Source organism: Streptomyces sp. NBC_00335, assembly GCF_036127095.1.
Lineage (GTDB): Bacteria > Actinomycetota > Actinomycetes > Streptomycetales > Streptomycetaceae > Streptomyces.
Map to the genome: position 1 here is coordinate 3,668,889 of NZ_CP108006.1, position 15,199 is coordinate 3,684,087.

Sequence of the window (15,199 nt, forward strand, 5' to 3'; positions counted from 1 at the left end):
CACGGGCGCCTCATCCGTCACTCCTCGGTGAGGTAGCGCTGGAGGGTGGGGGCCACCAGGTCGATGATGGTCTCCGGGTCCGCCGATGCGAGGGGCTCGACCTGGACGACGTAGCGCAGGATCGCGATGCCGACCATGTGGGAGGCGGCGAGCTCGGCGCGGAAGGTCGGGTCGGGGACGTTGAGGTCGGCCGCGATCCGCTCCAGCAGGCGGTGCAGGATCAGCCGCCGGAGCACCTTCGCGGCGGCCTCGTGGGTGAGGGCCGAGCGGATCACGGCGAGCAGCGGGGTCCGGGTGACCGGGTTCTCCCAGACGCCGAGGAAGTAGCGGGCCAGGCGTTCGCCGATGCCGTCGGGGCCCGCGCCGATGATCTTGGGGAGGACGAGGGCCGGCTCCATGCTGAGCTCGATCGCGGCGGCGAAGAGGTCGTCCTTGCTGCCGAAGTAGTGGTGCACCAGGGCCGGGTCCACGCCGGCCGCCTTGGCGATCCCGCGGACCGAGGTCTTGTCGTAGCCGCGCGCGGCGAACTCCGTACGGGCCGCGAGGCGGATGCGCTCCTGGGTGCCGGGGCCGTCGTCGGCCTCGTCCTGGCGGGGGCGGCCGGGACCGCGGCGGGGCTTGGCGGGGTCCGGGGCGGGGTCCGGCAGGCGGGCGGTCACGGGTGCGGGGTCCTGGGTGCCGGGCCGGGGGCGGTCGCGAGGTGCAGGCGGGTGAAGGCCAGGGCCTCGGCGAGGTCGGCCTCGCGCTCGGCGGAGGACATCGCGCGGCGGGTGTTGACCTCGATGACGACGTGCCCGTCGAAGGAGGTGGCGGCGAGCCGCTCCAGCAGTTCGGCGCAGGGCTGGGTGCCGCGGCCTGGGACGAGGTGCTCGTCCTTCGCGGAACCGTTTCCGTCGGCGAGGTGGATGTGGGCGAGGCGGTCGCCCATCCGGTCGATCATCGCGGTCGCGTCGGTGCGGGCGGTCGCGGTGTGCGAGAGGTCGACGGTGAAGTGGCGGTAGTCGTCCTTGGTGACGTCCCACTCGGGCGCGTAGGCGAGCATCTCGCGGTCGCGGTAGCGCCAGGGGTACATGTTCTCGACGGCGAACTTGACGTCGGTCTCGTCCGCCATCCGCCAGATTCCGGTGACGAAGTCGCGGGAGTACTGGCGCTGCCAGCGGAACGGAGGATGCACGACGACCGTGCTCGCGCCGAGCTTTTCGGCTGCCGCCTGGGCGCGCTGGAGTTTGGTCCAGGGGTCGGTGGACCACACGCGCTGCGTGATGAGGAGGCAGGGGGCGTGGATGGCCAGGATCGGGACCCGGTGGTGGTCGGAGAGACGGCGCAGGGCGTCGATGTCCTGGCTGACGGGGTCGGTCCAGACCATGACCTCGACGCCGTCGTAGCCGAGGCGCGCGGCGATCTCGAAGGCGGTCGCCGTGGACTCCGGGTAGACGGAGGCGGTGGAGAGGGCGACTTTCGCGGTCGGGATCCGGACTGGTTTTGCCACGGGGACAGGGTATCGGGGTCCCCGTGACCCCGAACCCGCCCTACGAAGCCCCCGACGGGCCCGCCCTCCGGGGCGGCCGCCCCGGAGGGCGCTGCGCGCGGCTGTCCCCTACCCGCCCTTCCCCCGTTCCCAGGGCTCCGCCCTGACCCGGTCCTCAAACGCCGGACGGGCTGAAACAAAGGAGCCCCGGGCTGCGCCCGAACCCCTGGGGCTCCGCCCCAGACCCCGGTCCTCAAACGCCGGACGGCTGAAAAACCCAAACCCCGGGCGGCTGAAAAGGCCAAACCCCGGCCGGGGTCGGGAGGTGCGGCAGGGCGGGGACGGGGACGGGGTGGGGTGTTGGCCTGGACGTAGAGCGTGATTTGTGGCGCGAGAGCAGGCCGGGCCCTGTCAAAGTCGAGGGCAGGGCGCCTAAATCATGCAGTCCAGGCCAGCACCCCACCCCGGCCCCGGCCCCGCCCCACCCCACGCAGCAAACAGCGCACCGGCACACCCCAGCCCCGCCGGCGTTTGAGGCGCGGGGGTCCGGGGGCTGGCCCCCGTGCAGCGGCGGGGAGCGGGCGCAGGGCGGGCGGCACGGCCCCAGGGCTCAGGGCTCAGGCCCCGACGGGGCTGGACCTTCCGAGGTGGTCCAGACGGCGGAGGATGACGCCTTCGCGGAGGGCCCAGGGGCAGACTTCCAGGGATTCGACGCCCAGGAGATCCATCGCGCCCTCAGCCACCAGCGCTCCCGCGAGCAACTGGTTGGAGCGGCCCTCGGAGACGCCCGGGAGGGTGGAGCGCTGGGCGGTGGTCATCGCCGCCAGCCTCGGAACCCACTCCTCCAGGGACTTCCGGGTCAGGTCCCGCTGGATGTAGAGCCCTTCCGCGGAGCGGGCCGCGCCCGCGATCCGGGCCAGCTGCTTGAAGGTCTTCGAGGTGGCCACCACCCGGTCCGGCGGGCCGAAGCGGCTGAACTCGCCGACGGTCCGCGCGATCTGGGCCCGTACGTGACGGCGCAGCGCCCGGACGTCCGCCTGGTCGGGCGGGTCGCCCGGGAGCCAGCCCGCCGTCAGGCGTCCGGCGCCCAGGGGGAGCGAGACGGCCGCGTCCGGGTCCTCGTCGATGCCGTACGCGATCTCCAGCGAGCCGCCCCCGATGTCCAGGAGCAGGAGCTTGCCCGCCGACCAGCCGAACCAGCGCCGCGCGGCGAGGAACGTCAGGCGGGCCTCGTCGTCGCCGCTGAGGACGGGGAGGTCCACGCCCGTCTCGGCCTTGACCCGCGCCAGGACCTCGTCGGCGTTCGTGGCCTCCCGTACCGCGCTCGTCGCGAAGGGGAGGACGTCCTCGCACCCCTTGTCCTCGGCGGCCTGCACCGCGTCCCCGATGACGGAAACCAGCCGCTCGACGCCCTCGGGCGTCACCGCGCCGTGTTCGTCGAGCAGCTCCGCGAGCCGCAGCTCCACCTTGTGCGAGTGCGCGGGCAGGGGGCGTGCACCGGGGTGCGCGTCCACCACCAGCAGATGGATCGTGTTCGAACCCACATCAAGGACACCGAGTCTCATGAGGGGAAACGCTACTGGTCCAAAGGCGTAGGGGTGGAGTAAGGGGCGCTTAGGCTGGGGTTTGTGCCAAATACGAAGAAGGCCAACAAGTCCAAGACCAAGGTCGGCAAGGCCGCCAAGGGTGCCAAGGCCGCCGCCAAGGCGGACGAGAAGGGGCTCGATTTCCCGCGGGCCTGGGTGGAGTTCCCGGACCCCGCCGACGAGGAACAGGTCTTCCGCTGCGACCTGACCTGGCTCACTTCCCGCTGGACCTGCATCTTCGGCAGCGGCTGCCAGGGCATCCAAGCGGGCCGCGCCGACGACGGCTGCTGCACGCTCGGCGCGCACTTCTCCGACGAGGACGACGAGAAGCGGGTCGCCGAGAACGTGGCGCGGCTGACGCCGGAGCTGTGGCAGTTCCACGATGTCGGCAGCGAGACCGGGTGGACGCAGCACGACGACGACGGGGAGAAGCAGACCCGTCGCTGGGACGGTGCCTGCATCTTCCTGAACCGGCCCGGTTTCCCGGCGGGCGCCGGCTGTTCCCTGCACATCCTCGCGGTGCGCGGCGGCCAGGAGCCGCTGGAGACCAAGCCGGACGTGTGCTGGCAGCTGCCCGTCCGGCGGACCTACGACTGGATCGACCGGCCCGACGACACCCGCGTGCTGCAGGTGTCGATCGGCGAGTACGACCGGCGCGGCTGGGGTCCGGGCGGCCACGACCTGCACTGGTGGTGCACCTCGGCCACCTCCGCGCACGGCGCCGGCAAGCCGGTGTACGTGTCGTACCGCGCCGAGCTGACGGAGCTGATGGGCAAGGAGGCGTACGAGGAGCTCGTACGGCTCTGCGAGGCGCGGCTCGCCTCGCTGCTGCCGATGGCCCCGCACCCGGCCGACCCCGCGCCCGCGCCCGAGTCGTAGGCCGCAGCGCTACGGGGCAGGGGCCGGTGTCGGCTCCGGCTCCGCCGTGGCCCCGTCCGAGGGGCTCGGCGTCGGGGTCGGCGTGGGAGTCGGGGTGGGTGTCGGCGTCGGCTCGGGGGTCGGCGTCGGAGTCGGCGTGGGTGTCGGAGTCGGGGTGGGGGTCGGGGTCGGCTCCGGCCCGGGCGGGGTGGGTGCCGGGCGGCCCCGGCCCCGGATGGAGATCACCGCGCCGCCCGGGTCCACCCCGACCCGGGCGCTCCAGGCCCCTACGGGCTGGGCTGCGGAGTCCAGGGTGATCCGTAGGGTGACCGATTCTCCTGGCGCCAGCCGGCCCGAGGTCGTACTGGCGCGGAGCCACGGGGCGTCGGACCACAGCCGCCAGTCGACCGGGGCGCCGCCCGATGCGGTGAGGGTGAGCAGGGTGGTGGCTCCGTGGGTGGAGGCGGCCGCGGTGAGCCGGCCCGGTCCCCCGGGTGTGGGGCTCGGTGCGCCGCTGCTGATGACCTCCACGGAGACGTCGGGGTCGGCTGCGGACGGGGCGAAGCCGGGGCCGTCGGTGGTGACGGCGGCATTGCCCGCGTTCTCGTACGCCGTCAGCGGGCGGCCGTCGGTACGGGCCTGCGGGAGTTCCGCGTCGCTCGCCGAGATGCGCGTGGAGCCGTTGCCCACGGGTTCCCCGGTGCTCGGGGCGCCCCGGTAGGCCGCCCACAGCGCCAGCACCGGGGCCGCGACGACGGTGGCGACGACGGTGGTGGTCACGGCGCGGGCCCGCAGCCGCTCGCGGCGGGCCGCGCGGTCCTTGGGGTCCATCGGGAACCCGGTGCGGTCGAAGCGCGGGCCGGCTCCGGCGCCCCGGCGGCCGCCGGAGCGGAGCATCGCGGCGTGCACGGCGGTGCGCGGGGCCGGGACCAGCGGGAGGGCGGCGGTGTTGATGCCGCCCGAGCCGGGCCAGGGGCCGCCGGCGCCGACGCGTTCGGCGACGCGGCGGCAGCGCGGGCAGTCGTCGACGTGGCGGACGAGCTCGGCGCGCAGGGAGGAGGACAGGAGGAGGTTCCCGTCTCCCCCGCCCTCCCCGTCGTCTCCGGTGAGCCGGGACACGGTCGGGCAGTTGCCCGTCTCCACGACGGCGAGGGCGGCGCGGGTGCGCTCCACCTCGCAGGCGGCGCCGGTGAGCAGCTCGCGGGCCGCTGCCGGGGGCGTACCGAGGACGGCGGCGAGTTCGGGGACGCCCAGGCGGTGGCGGACGGCGAGTTCGAGTGCCTCGCGCTGCTCGGGGGTGGTTCCGGCGGCCTCCGGCCAGGCGAGGCGGGCGAGCTCGGTGCGGCGGTAGGCGTACACGTCGAGACCGCCGTGACCGGTGGGGGCGGCGGGGCCCGCGGAGCCGGCCTGGCCGGCCACCGCGGCGTTCGCCACCGCGTTCGCCGCGTTCGTGTCGGCGCTCGCCGTCGCGGGATCCGGCGCACGGCCGGCGTCCGTGTGCTCCGGTGCACGCCGGGCGGAATGCGCTCCCCCGTACCCGTAGCGCGTGCGCCGCCGCTCGGCCAGCCTGCGCAGGCAGGCCCAGCGGGCGAGGGCGTACAGCCAGGCCCGCCGGTGCCCCTCGTCGGGGCAGCGGCCGGGATGCCGGTCGGCGACGGCGAGGACGTCGCCGAGCACGTCGGTGGCGTTGTCGTGGTCGCACAGGACCGAGAGGCAGTACGTGAACAGCCCGTCCAGGTAGGGCTCGTACCGGAACGGTGGCGGCTGCTCCACCCTGGTCGCCTCGGGGGGAGTGCGCCCGTGCGCCCGGTGTGCGCCGGTGCGCGGTGCGGGGTGTCCCCGGTTGCTGCTGGTCACTTGGTGACCGTAGGCGGCGCGCCGGTGGCGCTCCGGAAGCCTTCACCAGTTTTAGCCCTTACGGGTGAACAGATCGGCGCCGTGCTGACGGCGCCCCTGACGGTGCACGCCACGGCGTACACGCCGGGACGGACGGAGGACCGTCCCGGGGGCCGTCCGGGGAGGGCTGTCGGTGGCGGCGGCTACCGTGGGCCGCATGGCTGCCCGTACATCTCGTTCATCCGCCAAGGACCGGCCGTCCTACCGTTGTACCGAGTGCGGGTACTCCACCGCCAAGTGGCTCGGCCGGTGCCCCGAGTGCCAGGCCTGGGGCACCGTCGAGGAGCTCGGCGGCGCCCCCGCCGTGCGGACCACCGCGGCCGGCCGGGTCACGACGGCCGCCGTGCCGATCGGGCAGGTCGACGTGCGGACGGCGACCGCGCGCAGCACGGGCGTGAGCGAGCTGGACCGGGTGCTGGGCGGCGGGCTGGTCCCCGGCGCGGTCGTCCTGCTCGCGGGCGAGCCGGGCGTCGGCAAGTCCACGCTGCTGCTCGACGTCGCGGCGAAGGCCGCCTCCGACGAGCACCGCACGCTGTACGTCACGGGCGAGGAGTCGGCGAGCCAGGTGCGGCTGCGGGCCGACCGGATCAACGCGCTCAGCGAGCACCTCTACCTGGCCGCCGAGACCGATCTGTCCGCCGTCCTCGGGCACCTCGACGCCGTGAAGCCCTCGCTGCTGATCATGGACTCCGTGCAGACGGTCGCCTCCCCCGAGATCGACGGCGCGCCCGGCGGCATGGCGCAGGTCCGTGAGGTGGCCGGGGCGCTGATCCGGGCCTCCAAGGAGCGCGGGATGTCCACGCTGCTGGTCGGCCACGTCACCAAGGACGGGGCGATCGCCGGTCCCCGGCTGCTGGAGCACCTGGTCGACGTCGTACTGAGCTTCGAGGGCGACCGGCACGCACGGCTGCGCCTCGTGCGCGGGGTGAAGAACCGGTACGGCACCACGGACGAGGTCGGCTGCTTCGAGCTCACCGACGAGGGCATCAACGGCCTCGCCGACCCGAGCGGACTGTTCCTGACCCGCCGCGCCGAGGCCGTCCCCGGCACCTGTCTGACGGTGACCCTGGAGGGCAAGCGCCCGCTGGTCGCCGAGGTGCAGGCGCTGACGGTGGACTCGCAGATCCCCTCGCCGCGCCGGACCACCTCCGGGCTGGAGACCTCGCGCGTCTCGATGATGCTGGCGGTGCTGGAGCAGCGCGGGCGGATCACGGCCCTCGGCAAGCGGGACATCTACACCGCCACCGTGGGCGGGGTGAAGCTCACCGAGCCGGCCGCCGACCTGGCCGTCGCGCTGGCCCTGGCCTCGGCCGCCAGCGACGTACCGCTCCCGAAGAACCTGGTGGCCATCGGCGAGGTCGGGCTCGCGGGCGAGGTCCGGCGCGTGACGGGGGTGCAGCGCCGGCTCGCGGAGGCGTACCGGCTGGGCTTCACCCACGCACTGGTGCCGACGGACCCGGGGAAGGTGCCGGCGGGCATGAAGGTGACCGAGGTCGCCGACATGGGCGACGCCCTGCGGGTCCTGCCGCGCGGGCGGTCGCGTACGCCGGCCAAGGAGCGGGCCACCGACTGACGCCGGCGGCCGCCGAAGGCCACCGGCGGCCACCGGCGGCCACCGGCGGTACCGAAGGGCGCCGAAGACATCCACGGGCGTCGCTCACCCCCACCCTGGACCCGAGAACAGCAGGTCAGCGGGGACGGACGGGGTGCGCGCCGGCCCGGCCGGGCCAAGGCACGACGGGCGCCGGGGCCGCGCCGGTAGACTTCGGGATGGTCCGCCCGGCCGTACGCAGGCGGTACATCCCGCGACCGGAGGAGTGCAGTGGCAGCCAAGGACGGGGCAGCAGCATCCGGAAAGTCGGGCGCGAGCTCCAAGCAGGACGCCATGATGCGCGCCTCGCTGAGCGCGGTCGCACCTGGTCAGCCCCTGCGTGACGGGCTCGAACGGATCGTTCGCGGCAACACCGGAGGGCTCATCGTCCTCGGCATGGACAAGTCCGTCGAGGCCATGTGCACGGGCGGTTTCGTCCTGGACGTGGAGTTCACCGCGACCCGGCTGCGCGAGCTGTGCAAGCTCGACGGCGCGCTGATCCTGGACAAGGACATCACCAAGATCCTGCGCGCGGGCGTCCAGCTGGTGCCCGACGCGTCGATCCACACGGAAGAGACGGGCACCCGGCACCGGACCGCGGACCGGGTCTCGAAGCAGTGCGGATTCCCGGTGGTGTCGGTCTCGCAGTCGATGCGGCTGATCGCGCTGTACGTGGACGGCGAGCGGCGCGTGCTGGAGGAGTCCGGGGCGATCCTGTCGCGGGCGAACCAGGCGCTGGCCACGCTGGAGCGGTACAAGCTCCGCCTGGACGAGGTCGCCGGAACGCTGTCCGCGCTGGAGATCGAGGACCTGGTGACGGTCCGCGATGTCACGGCGGTGGCGCAGCGGCTGGAAATGGTGCGGCGCATCGCGACGGAGATCGCGGAGTACGTGGTGGAGCTCGGCACGGACGGCCGGCTGCTCTCGCTCCAGCTCGACGAGCTGACGGTAGGGATCGAGCAGGAGCGGGAGCTCGTCATCCGGGACTACGTGCCGGAGCCGACGGCGAAGCGTTCCCGCACGGTGGAGGAGGCACTGCCGGCGCTGGACGCGCTCACGCATCCGGAGCTGCTGGAGCTGGCGATCGTGGCGAAGGCCCTCGGGTACACGGGCTCGCCGGAGACCCTGGACTCGGCGGTGTCGCCCCGCGGGTACCGGCTGCTGGCGAAGGTTCCGCGGCTGCCGGGCGCCATCATCGAGCGGCTCGTGGAGCACTTCGGCGGGCTGCAGAAGCTGCTCGCCGCCTCGGTGGACGACCTCCAGACGGTCGACGGCGTCGGCGAGGCGCGTGCGCGCAGCGTGCGCGAGGGGCTGTCGCGGCTGGCGGAGTCCTCCATCCTGGAGCGCTACGTCTAGGCTGCGGCCCCGCTCCGGGATGTCCGGCCGAGCGCCGCTCCCGGGGCGCCTCCCCGGACCCCGCTCCTCAACCGCCGGAGGGGCTGACCTTGCCCTGCGGCAATCCAGCCCCGTCCGGGGAAAACGCGCCGGCTACTCCGGCTTCAGGACGAACGAGGTTCGGGCCACCGGCATGCCGGGGGACTTGACCTCGACCACGTACGTGTCCGCCGCCGCCACCCCCGCCGGAGGCGTCTGGCACTGGGTCGCCTCGCTGAAGTGGCGGTCCCACTCCAGGGCTTGCGTGGTCTCGCCCTGCGAGGGCACCCGGTAGAAGACGTTGCCCGCGCCCGCCGGGCAGTCCGCCGAGGACCAGACCGGCTTGGCGTTGCTCGCCTGAGTGATGGTCAGAACCGCCTGCTTCGGGCCGAGATCGACCTTGCAGGTCGTTCCCGAGACATTGCGCGCGACGAGTTCGAGACGCGGCTTCTCGTTCGCCTCGTACTCGTTCTTCACGCTCTTGACCTCCCACTGCAGCGCACCGGGCGCGCACGTGGGCACCGGCGAGTCCGCCGGGACGGCCTGGCTCCCTCCGGAGCCGCCGGATCCGTTCGCCCCGCCCTGGTCCGCGGTGCCGGGCTCGGCGCCCGGTTCGCCGTTCTTGCCCGTGCCGGGGCTCGCACCGGGGCCGGAGCCCGTGCCGGTGCCGGCGCTCGTACCGCCGGAGCCGCCCGAGCCCGAGTCCCCGCGCCCGCCCGGGGCCTGACTGATCGCCGGACCGGAGCCCGAGGGTCCGGGGGTGATCTGGGTGACGGGACCGGAGCCGCCCTGGCCCTTGCCGTTGGTACTCGACTTGCCCGCACCGGAACTGACGGTCCATACGGCGAGCATCGCGAGGAGCGCGGCAACGGACGCCAGCACGGCCCTCCGTCGCCAGTAGATGGAGGAGGGGAGCGGCCCGACCGGATTGCGCAGAGATCCCACGGAGGGAACCTTACGAGAGTTCCCGGCGCGATCAGTGCCCCACATGCCGCACACTCGGCTTGTTTTGCCGATGATCATCCTGCGGGGTGATCCGGAGCGCCGAAATTCGGCCCGGAGACTCTGGAGACTGATGAGGACGTTATTCCGATTTAGGTACCTTCAGTGACCATGGACAGCTCCGGCCTCTACCTCGACGTCACCGATTTCGCCCACTCGACCCCCACCTGGGTGCAATCGGCGTTCGAGTTCTGGACCGAGTACGGGCTGCTCGTCTTCGGCGCCCTCTTCATAGCCGTGTGGTGGCGATCACGTGGCGCCCGCGACCCCCGCACGGTGGCGCTCGCGGTGCTCGCCCCCTTCGTCACCGCCCTGGCCTACGTCGCCTCCGAGCTGGTGAAGTCCAGCGTCGACGAGGAGCGCCCCTGCCGGGCCGTGGCCGGGGCGGCGGTCTCGCTCGTCAAGTGCCCGGCCACCGGCGACTGGTCCTTCCCCAGCAACCACGCCACCATCGCGGGCGCGGGCGCCGTGGCCCTGGCACTCGCCGTGCGCAAACTCGTGCTGCTGACCGTGCCGCTGGCCCTGCTGATGGCCTTCTCCCGGGTCTTCGTCGGCGTGCACTACCCGCACGACGTGGCCATGGGCCTGCTGCTGGGCGCGAGCCTCGCCGCCCTCGCCGGCCTCGCGCTCGCCGGGCCCGCGACCAGGGTCGTCTCCGCCGTGCGGACGAGCGGCGGCCGCACGGCCGTCCTGATCACCGGCCCGGACCCCGCCCGCTGACACCCGCCCCGGCCTGGCGCCGGGGAGCGACACGACACCCCGCGGGCCCGAAACGTGCCAGGATGCCGTCTGCCATGACTGCAACCATTCCCACCACCGCGCTGCACTCCCCCGTCATCGCGTGGTTCGAAGCACACGCCCGCGACCTGCCCTGGCGCCGCCCCGAGGCCGGCCCCTGGGGGGTGATGGTCAGCGAGTTCATGCTCCAGCAGACCCCCGTCAACCGGGTCCTGCCGGTCTACGAGCAGTGGCTCGCCCGCTGGCCCCGGCCCGCCGACCTCGCCGCCGACGCCCCGGGTGAGGCCGTCCGCGCCTGGGGCCGCCTCGGTTACCCCCGGCGGGCCCTGCGCCTGCACGGCGCGGCCGTCGCCATAACGGAGCGGCACGGGGGCGACGTACCGCGCGAGCACGCACAGCTGCTGGCCCTGCCCGGGATCGGCGAGTACACGGCGGCCGCCGTGGCCTCCTTCGCGTACGGGCAGCGGCACGCGGTCCTCGACACCAACGTGCGCCGGGTCTTCGCGCGCACCGCGACCGGGGTCGAGTACCCGCCGAACGCCACGACCGCCGCCGAGCGGCGCCTGGCGCGGGCCCTGCTGCCCGAGGACGAGGACACCGCGGCCCGCTGGGCTGCGGCCTCCATGGAGCTCGGGGCTCTGGTGTGCACGGCCAAGAGCCCGGACTGCGGGAGCTGTCCGGTGGCCGGGCTGTGCGCGTGGCGGCTGGCCGGGAAGCCCCCTCACGAGGGACCGCCGCGGCGCGGGCAGACGTACGCCGGGACGGACCGGCAGGTGCGCGGCAAGCTCCTCGCGGTGCTGCGCGAGGCGGTCGGCGCCGTGCCGCAGTCCCTCCTGGACACCGTCTGGGACGAGCCCGTACAGCGGGCCCGCGCGCTCGACGGGCTGGTCTCGGACGGGCTGGTGGAGCCGCTGCCCGGACTCATGTACCGGCTCCCGGCCGCCCCCGCCAAGGCTCCCACCGACCCGGCCACCGCAACTCCCTGAAACTGACTCAGGGATTCCGTTTGGCCGGAGAAACCGCAGCTCACGGGCGCTGTTACATAACCTATGGGTGTCCGTGCGTCCACCGAAGGCTCACCCGCACAGGGTCGTGACAACGCCTCCGTACCGTCGAATCCGTAAGGCAGCGGATGAGCGGTTGGTCGGAACGGAGGCGGTCTGAGATGGCGCACGGCGAGGTACTCGAATTCGAAGAGTACGTACGCACCCGGCAGGACGCGCTGCTGCGCAGTGCCCGTCGCCTGGTTCCGGACCCGACCGACGCACAGGACCTCCTGCAGACCGCGCTCGTGCGCACCTACGGCCGCTGGGACGGCATCGCCGACAAGTCCCTTGCCGACGCGTACCTGCGCCGTGTCATGATCAACACCCGTACCGAATGGTGGCGGGCCCGCAAGCTCGACGAGGTTCCCACCGAGCAGCTCCCCGACGCCTCCGTCGAGGACGGTTCGGACCAGCGCGCCGACCGCGCCCTGCTCATGGACATCCTCAAGGTGCTCGCGCCCAAGCAGCGCAGTGTGGTGGTGCTGCGACACTGGGAGCAGATGAGCACCGAGGAGACGGCCGCGGCGCTCGGCATGTCGGCGGGAACCGTGAAGAGCACTCTGCACCGCGCACTGGCCCGGCTCCGGCAGGAACTGGAGAGCCGGGACCTGGACATGCGCGCGCTGGAGCGCGGTGACCACACCATCCGGTACGAGGGGCGTGAGCGGTGCGCGGCCTGATTGGCCCAAGACTGAGCGGCAAGAGCTCGGTGGTACTCATGTCGGCGGGGACGATCGTCCTCGTCGGCACCGTGCTGTTCGCGGTCGGCTGCTCGACGGGGGGCACGGGGCTGCGGGACGGCGGCCCGGCCCGTACGGAGTCGGTGGCCAAGACCGCGGCCCCCTCCTCGGCGCCCTCGGAACACGACGCGAGCGCCGCCACCCCCCTCACCCCCCGGGCCTCCGGCAAGCCCGCCGCCAAGGTCGACCCGATCGCCCTGGTCAAGGCGGACCCCAAGGTCAGCTCCGAGGTCAAGCGGGACCTGAAGCCCTGCTCCGGCAACGAGTACCCGGTGGACGTCAGCTACGGGAAGATCACCGGCGGCCCCGAGGTCGACATCGTGGTCAACGTCCTGTCCTGCGCCGACGCGCTCGGCCGCGGATCGTTCGTGTACCGCGCGGACGGGGCCTCGTACGAGAATGTTTTCTCGGACGAGCAGCCGCCCGTCTACGCCGAGATCGACCGGGGCGACCTGGTCGTCACCAAGCCGGTCTACGGGAAGAGCGACGCGCTCTCCTACCCCTCGGGCGAAGACCTGATCACGTACCGCTGGAACGGGGAGCGGTTCACCGAGCAGGACCGGGTGCACACCGACTACAGCAGCGTGGTCGACGGCGGGACGGCCCCCGCCCCGGCCGTCAGCCCAAAGGGCTGAACCACCCGAAGAGCCGGACGAAGAACCACCCGAAGAGCCGGGCGACCTGAAGAACCCGGCATCCGAAAGACCGAAGCACCGAGCAACCGAAGCACCGAGTACCGAGGCGAGGCGAGGCTCCCGATGGCCGAGACCCATGTGCTGTTCGTGGAGGACGACGACGTCATCCGTGAGGCCACGACCCTGGCGCTGGAACGCGACGGGTTCGTGGTCACGGCCATGCCCGACGGGCTGTCCGGTCTGGAGTCCTTCCGGGCCGACCGGCCCGACATCGCGCTGCTCGACGTGATGGTGCCGGGGATGGACGGCGTGAGCCTGTGCCGCCGCATCCGCGACGAGTCCACCGTTCCCGTCATCATGCTGTCGGCGCGCGCCGACTCCATCGACGTGGTGCTGGGCCTGGAGGCGGGCGCCGACGACTACGTCACCAAGCCCTTCGACGGCTCCGTCCTCGTGGCCCGCATCCGCGCGGTGCTGCGCCGCTTCGGCCACGCCGGCGGCCCGCAGGGCGGCGGGTCCGAGGAGGACGCCGGCGAGCGCGGGGTGCTGCTCTTCGGCGACCTGGAGGTCGACACGGAGGGCATGGAGGTGCGCAAGGCGGGCGTCCCGGTGGCACTGACCCCCACCGAGATGCGGCTGCTGCTGGAGTTCTCCACCTCCCCCGGCACCGTGCTCTCGCGCGACCGGCTGCTGGAGCGGGTCTGGGACTACGACTGGGGCGGCGACACCCGCGTCGTGGACGTCCACGTCCAGCGGCTGCGCACCAAGATCGGCCAGGACCGGATCGAAACGGTCCGGGGATTCGGATACAAGCTCAAGGCCTGATGCCTTGAGGAGGACGAGCACGGGGGACGAGCGCGGGAATGAAATCTGAATGAAGCGGTTCACCCTGCGGACCGGGATCCGCTGGAAGATCACGCTCGCCATCGCGTCGGTGGGCGCGCTGACCGCCATCGCACTGAGCCTGGTGGTGCACAGCGCTGCCCGCGTATCGATGCTGGAGAGCGCGCGCGAGGTGCAGCTCGACCGGGTGCAGTTCATCTCCCGCATCGCCGAGGCCGGCCGCAAGCCCCTCATGGGCGCCAAGCTCAACGACCCGGACCTGCCCGGTGAGCTGCGCGAGAAGGCCCGGTCCGGGCGGCGCGGCACCTACGTCCAGGACAACCCGCGCGGGCTCCCCGAGGTGTGGGCGGCCGTACCGCTCGGCAACGGGCAGGTGCTGTCGCTGCACACGCAGTTCCGGGAGAGCGCCAACATGGTGCGCGACCTGGACCGGGCCCTGGTCATCGGCTCCCTGGCCGTGGTCATCGGCGGCTCTGCGCTCGGCGTGCTCATCGGCGGCCAGATCTCGCGCCGGCTGCGCAAGGCCGCGGCCGCCGCGCAGCGGGTGGCGCACGGGGATCCCGAGGTACGGGTGCGGGACGCGGTCGGGGGCGTCGTGCGCGACGAGACCGACGACCTCGCGCGGGCGGTCGACGCGATGGCGGACGCCCTCCAGCAGCGGCTGGAAGCGGAGCGGCGGGTGACCGCCGACATCGCGCACGAGCTGCGCACCCCGGTGACCGGCCTGCTCACGGCCGCGGAGCTGCTCCCGCCGGGCCGGCCGACCGAGCTCGTGCGGGACCGCGCGCAGGCGCTGCGGGCGCTGGTCGAGGACGTGCTGGAGGTGGCCCGGCTGGACAGCGCGTCCGAGCGGGCGGAGCTCCAGGAGGTGGCGCTGGGCGAGTTCGTGCAGCGCCGGGTCAGGTCGCTGATGCCGGAGGCGAGGGTACGGATCGTCGCCGACGAGATCGTCAGCACCGATCCGCGCCGCCTGGAGCGGATCCTCGGCAACCTGCTGGCGAACGCCGCGCGGTACGGGCGGGCGCCGGTCCAGGTGGATGTCGAAGGCCGGGTCGTACGGGTCCGGGACCACGGGCCGGGCTTCCCCGAGGCCCTGCTCCAGGAGGGCCCGAGCCGCTTCCGGACCGGGTCCACGGACCGGGCCGGGGTGGGGCACGGGCTGGGGCTGACCATCGCGGAGGGGCAGGCGCGGGTGCTGGGCGCCCGGCTGACGTTCCGCAACGTGGCGGCCCCCGGCGGCTTCGACCAGGGCGGCTCTGCGGCGGGGGCGGTGGCGGTGCTGTGGCTGCCGGAGCACGCGCCGACGGCGACGGGGAGCTTCCCGATCGTCCGCCGGGAGGACTGAGCGGGACGGAGCGGGACCGGGCGGGACGGAGCGGCACCCGGGCGGGACCGGGCAGGACCGGGCGGGGGGCCGGCGCC

General features: G+C 73.5%; 14 protein-coding genes. 9 read left to right on the forward strand and 5 right to left on the reverse strand.

All coding sequences use genetic code 11. The features are described from left to right. Positions 1-17 precede the first annotated feature (17 nt). The 3 genes from OHA37_RS16370 to OHA37_RS16380 all read right to left on the reverse strand — a co-directional run bounded on the left by OHA37_RS16370 (position 18) and on the right by OHA37_RS16380 (position 3,033). Positions 18-659, reverse strand: coding sequence for a TetR/AcrR family transcriptional regulator (locus tag OHA37_RS16370; protein WP_266905867.1), 642 nt, complete (start codon positions 657-659; stop codon positions 18-20). Further along, positions 656-1,489, reverse strand: a complete 834-nt coding sequence (locus OHA37_RS16375; protein ID WP_266905869.1) for a sugar phosphate isomerase/epimerase family protein — start codon at positions 1,487-1,489, stop codon at positions 656-658. The genes OHA37_RS16370 and OHA37_RS16375 overlap by 4 nt, the downstream gene beginning before the upstream one ends. Positions 1,490-2,085: 596 nt before the next feature. Further along, positions 2,086-3,033 carry a Ppx/GppA phosphatase family protein gene (locus OHA37_RS16380; RefSeq protein ID WP_266905871.1) on the reverse strand — a complete coding sequence of 316 codons (948 nt, stop codon included), beginning with the start codon at positions 3,031-3,033 and terminating at the stop codon, positions 2,086-2,088. Positions 3,034-3,096: 63 nt separating this feature from the next. Here OHA37_RS16380 and OHA37_RS16385 point away from each other — a divergent pair, with 63 nt between their 5' ends. Beyond that, a complete protein-coding gene (locus OHA37_RS16385; protein ID WP_266905873.1) occupies positions 3,097-3,933 on the forward strand; it encodes a hypothetical protein in 837 nt (278 codons plus the stop codon). A gap of 9 nt (positions 3,934-3,942) precedes the next feature. Here the strand turns inward: OHA37_RS16385 and OHA37_RS16390 are convergent, their stop codons facing one another. Further along, positions 3,943-5,769 carry a BACON domain-containing protein gene (locus OHA37_RS16390; RefSeq protein ID WP_266905875.1) on the reverse strand — a complete coding sequence of 609 codons (1,827 nt, stop codon included), beginning with the start codon at positions 5,767-5,769 and terminating at the stop codon, positions 3,943-3,945. Between the two features lie 196 nt (positions 5,770-5,965). Between OHA37_RS16390 and radA the strand changes: the two genes are divergently transcribed. Continuing rightward, positions 5,966-7,381: a DNA repair protein RadA gene (gene radA / locus OHA37_RS16395; RefSeq protein WP_266905877.1), complete on the forward strand. Its 1,416-nt coding sequence runs from the start codon at positions 5,966-5,968 to the stop codon at positions 7,379-7,381. A gap of 249 nt (positions 7,382-7,630) precedes the next feature. Continuing rightward, positions 7,631-8,755, forward strand: coding sequence for a DNA integrity scanning diadenylate cyclase DisA (disA, locus tag OHA37_RS16400; protein ID WP_266905879.1), 1,125 nt, complete (start codon positions 7,631-7,633; stop codon positions 8,753-8,755). 132 nt (positions 8,756-8,887) lie between these two features. Here disA and OHA37_RS16405 read toward each other — a convergent pair whose 3' ends face one another. Further along, positions 8,888-9,718, reverse strand: coding sequence for a hypothetical protein (locus OHA37_RS16405; RefSeq protein ID WP_266905881.1), 831 nt, complete (start codon positions 9,716-9,718; stop codon positions 8,888-8,890). Between the two features lie 168 nt (positions 9,719-9,886). Between OHA37_RS16405 and OHA37_RS16410 the strand changes: the two genes are divergently transcribed. The 6 genes from OHA37_RS16410 (at position 9,887) to cseC (ending at position 15,122) form a co-directional block, all read left to right on the forward strand. Further along, positions 9,887-10,495, forward strand: coding sequence for a phosphatase PAP2 family protein (locus OHA37_RS16410; RefSeq protein WP_266905883.1), 609 nt, complete (start codon positions 9,887-9,889; stop codon positions 10,493-10,495). A 74-nt stretch (positions 10,496-10,569) separates the two neighbouring features. Next, a complete protein-coding gene (locus OHA37_RS16415; RefSeq protein WP_266905885.1) occupies positions 10,570-11,499 on the forward strand; it encodes an A/G-specific adenine glycosylase in 930 nt (309 codons plus the stop codon). 179 nt (positions 11,500-11,678) lie between these two features. After that, positions 11,679-12,239, forward strand: a complete 561-nt coding sequence (locus tag OHA37_RS16420; RefSeq protein WP_053678383.1) for a SigE family RNA polymerase sigma factor — start codon at positions 11,679-11,681, stop codon at positions 12,237-12,239. A 38-nt stretch (positions 12,240-12,277) separates the two neighbouring features. Beyond that, entirely contained in the window at positions 12,278-12,934 is a 657-nt protein-coding gene (locus tag OHA37_RS16425) for a hypothetical protein (protein ID WP_266905890.1), read from the forward strand. A 123-nt stretch (positions 12,935-13,057) separates the two neighbouring features. Further along, positions 13,058-13,759 (forward strand): two-component system response regulator CseB, encoded by a 702-nt coding sequence (gene cseB / locus OHA37_RS16430; protein WP_266905892.1) that lies wholly within the window; start codon positions 13,058-13,060, stop codon positions 13,757-13,759. Positions 13,760-13,808: 49 nt separating this feature from the next. Next, complete coding sequence (gene cseC / locus OHA37_RS16435; protein ID WP_266905894.1) at positions 13,809-15,122, forward strand: two-component system sensor histidine kinase CseC; 1,314 nt, start codon at positions 13,809-13,811, stop codon at positions 15,120-15,122. Positions 15,123-15,199 lie beyond the last annotated feature (77 nt).

Coding starts and splice junctions, on each gene's coding strand:
- cseC (WP_266905894.1), top strand. CDS start 13,809: ATGAAGCGGTTCACCCTGCGGACCGGGATCCGCTGGAAGATCACGCTC.
- OHA37_RS16380 (WP_266905871.1), bottom strand. CDS start 3,033: ATGAGACTCGGTGTCCTTGATGTGGGTTCGAACACGATCCATCTGCTG.
- OHA37_RS16415 (WP_266905885.1), top strand. CDS start 10,570: ATGACTGCAACCATTCCCACCACCGCGCTGCACTCCCCCGTCATCGCG.
- OHA37_RS16410 (WP_266905883.1), top strand. CDS start 9,887: ATGGACAGCTCCGGCCTCTACCTCGACGTCACCGATTTCGCCCACTCG.
- cseB (WP_266905892.1), top strand. CDS start 13,058: ATGGCCGAGACCCATGTGCTGTTCGTGGAGGACGACGACGTCATCCGT.
- OHA37_RS16420 (WP_053678383.1), top strand. CDS start 11,679: ATGGCGCACGGCGAGGTACTCGAATTCGAAGAGTACGTACGCACCCGG.
- OHA37_RS16425 (WP_266905890.1), top strand. CDS start 12,278: ATGTCGGCGGGGACGATCGTCCTCGTCGGCACCGTGCTGTTCGCGGTC.
- radA (WP_266905877.1), top strand. CDS start 5,966: ATGGCTGCCCGTACATCTCGTTCATCCGCCAAGGACCGGCCGTCCTAC.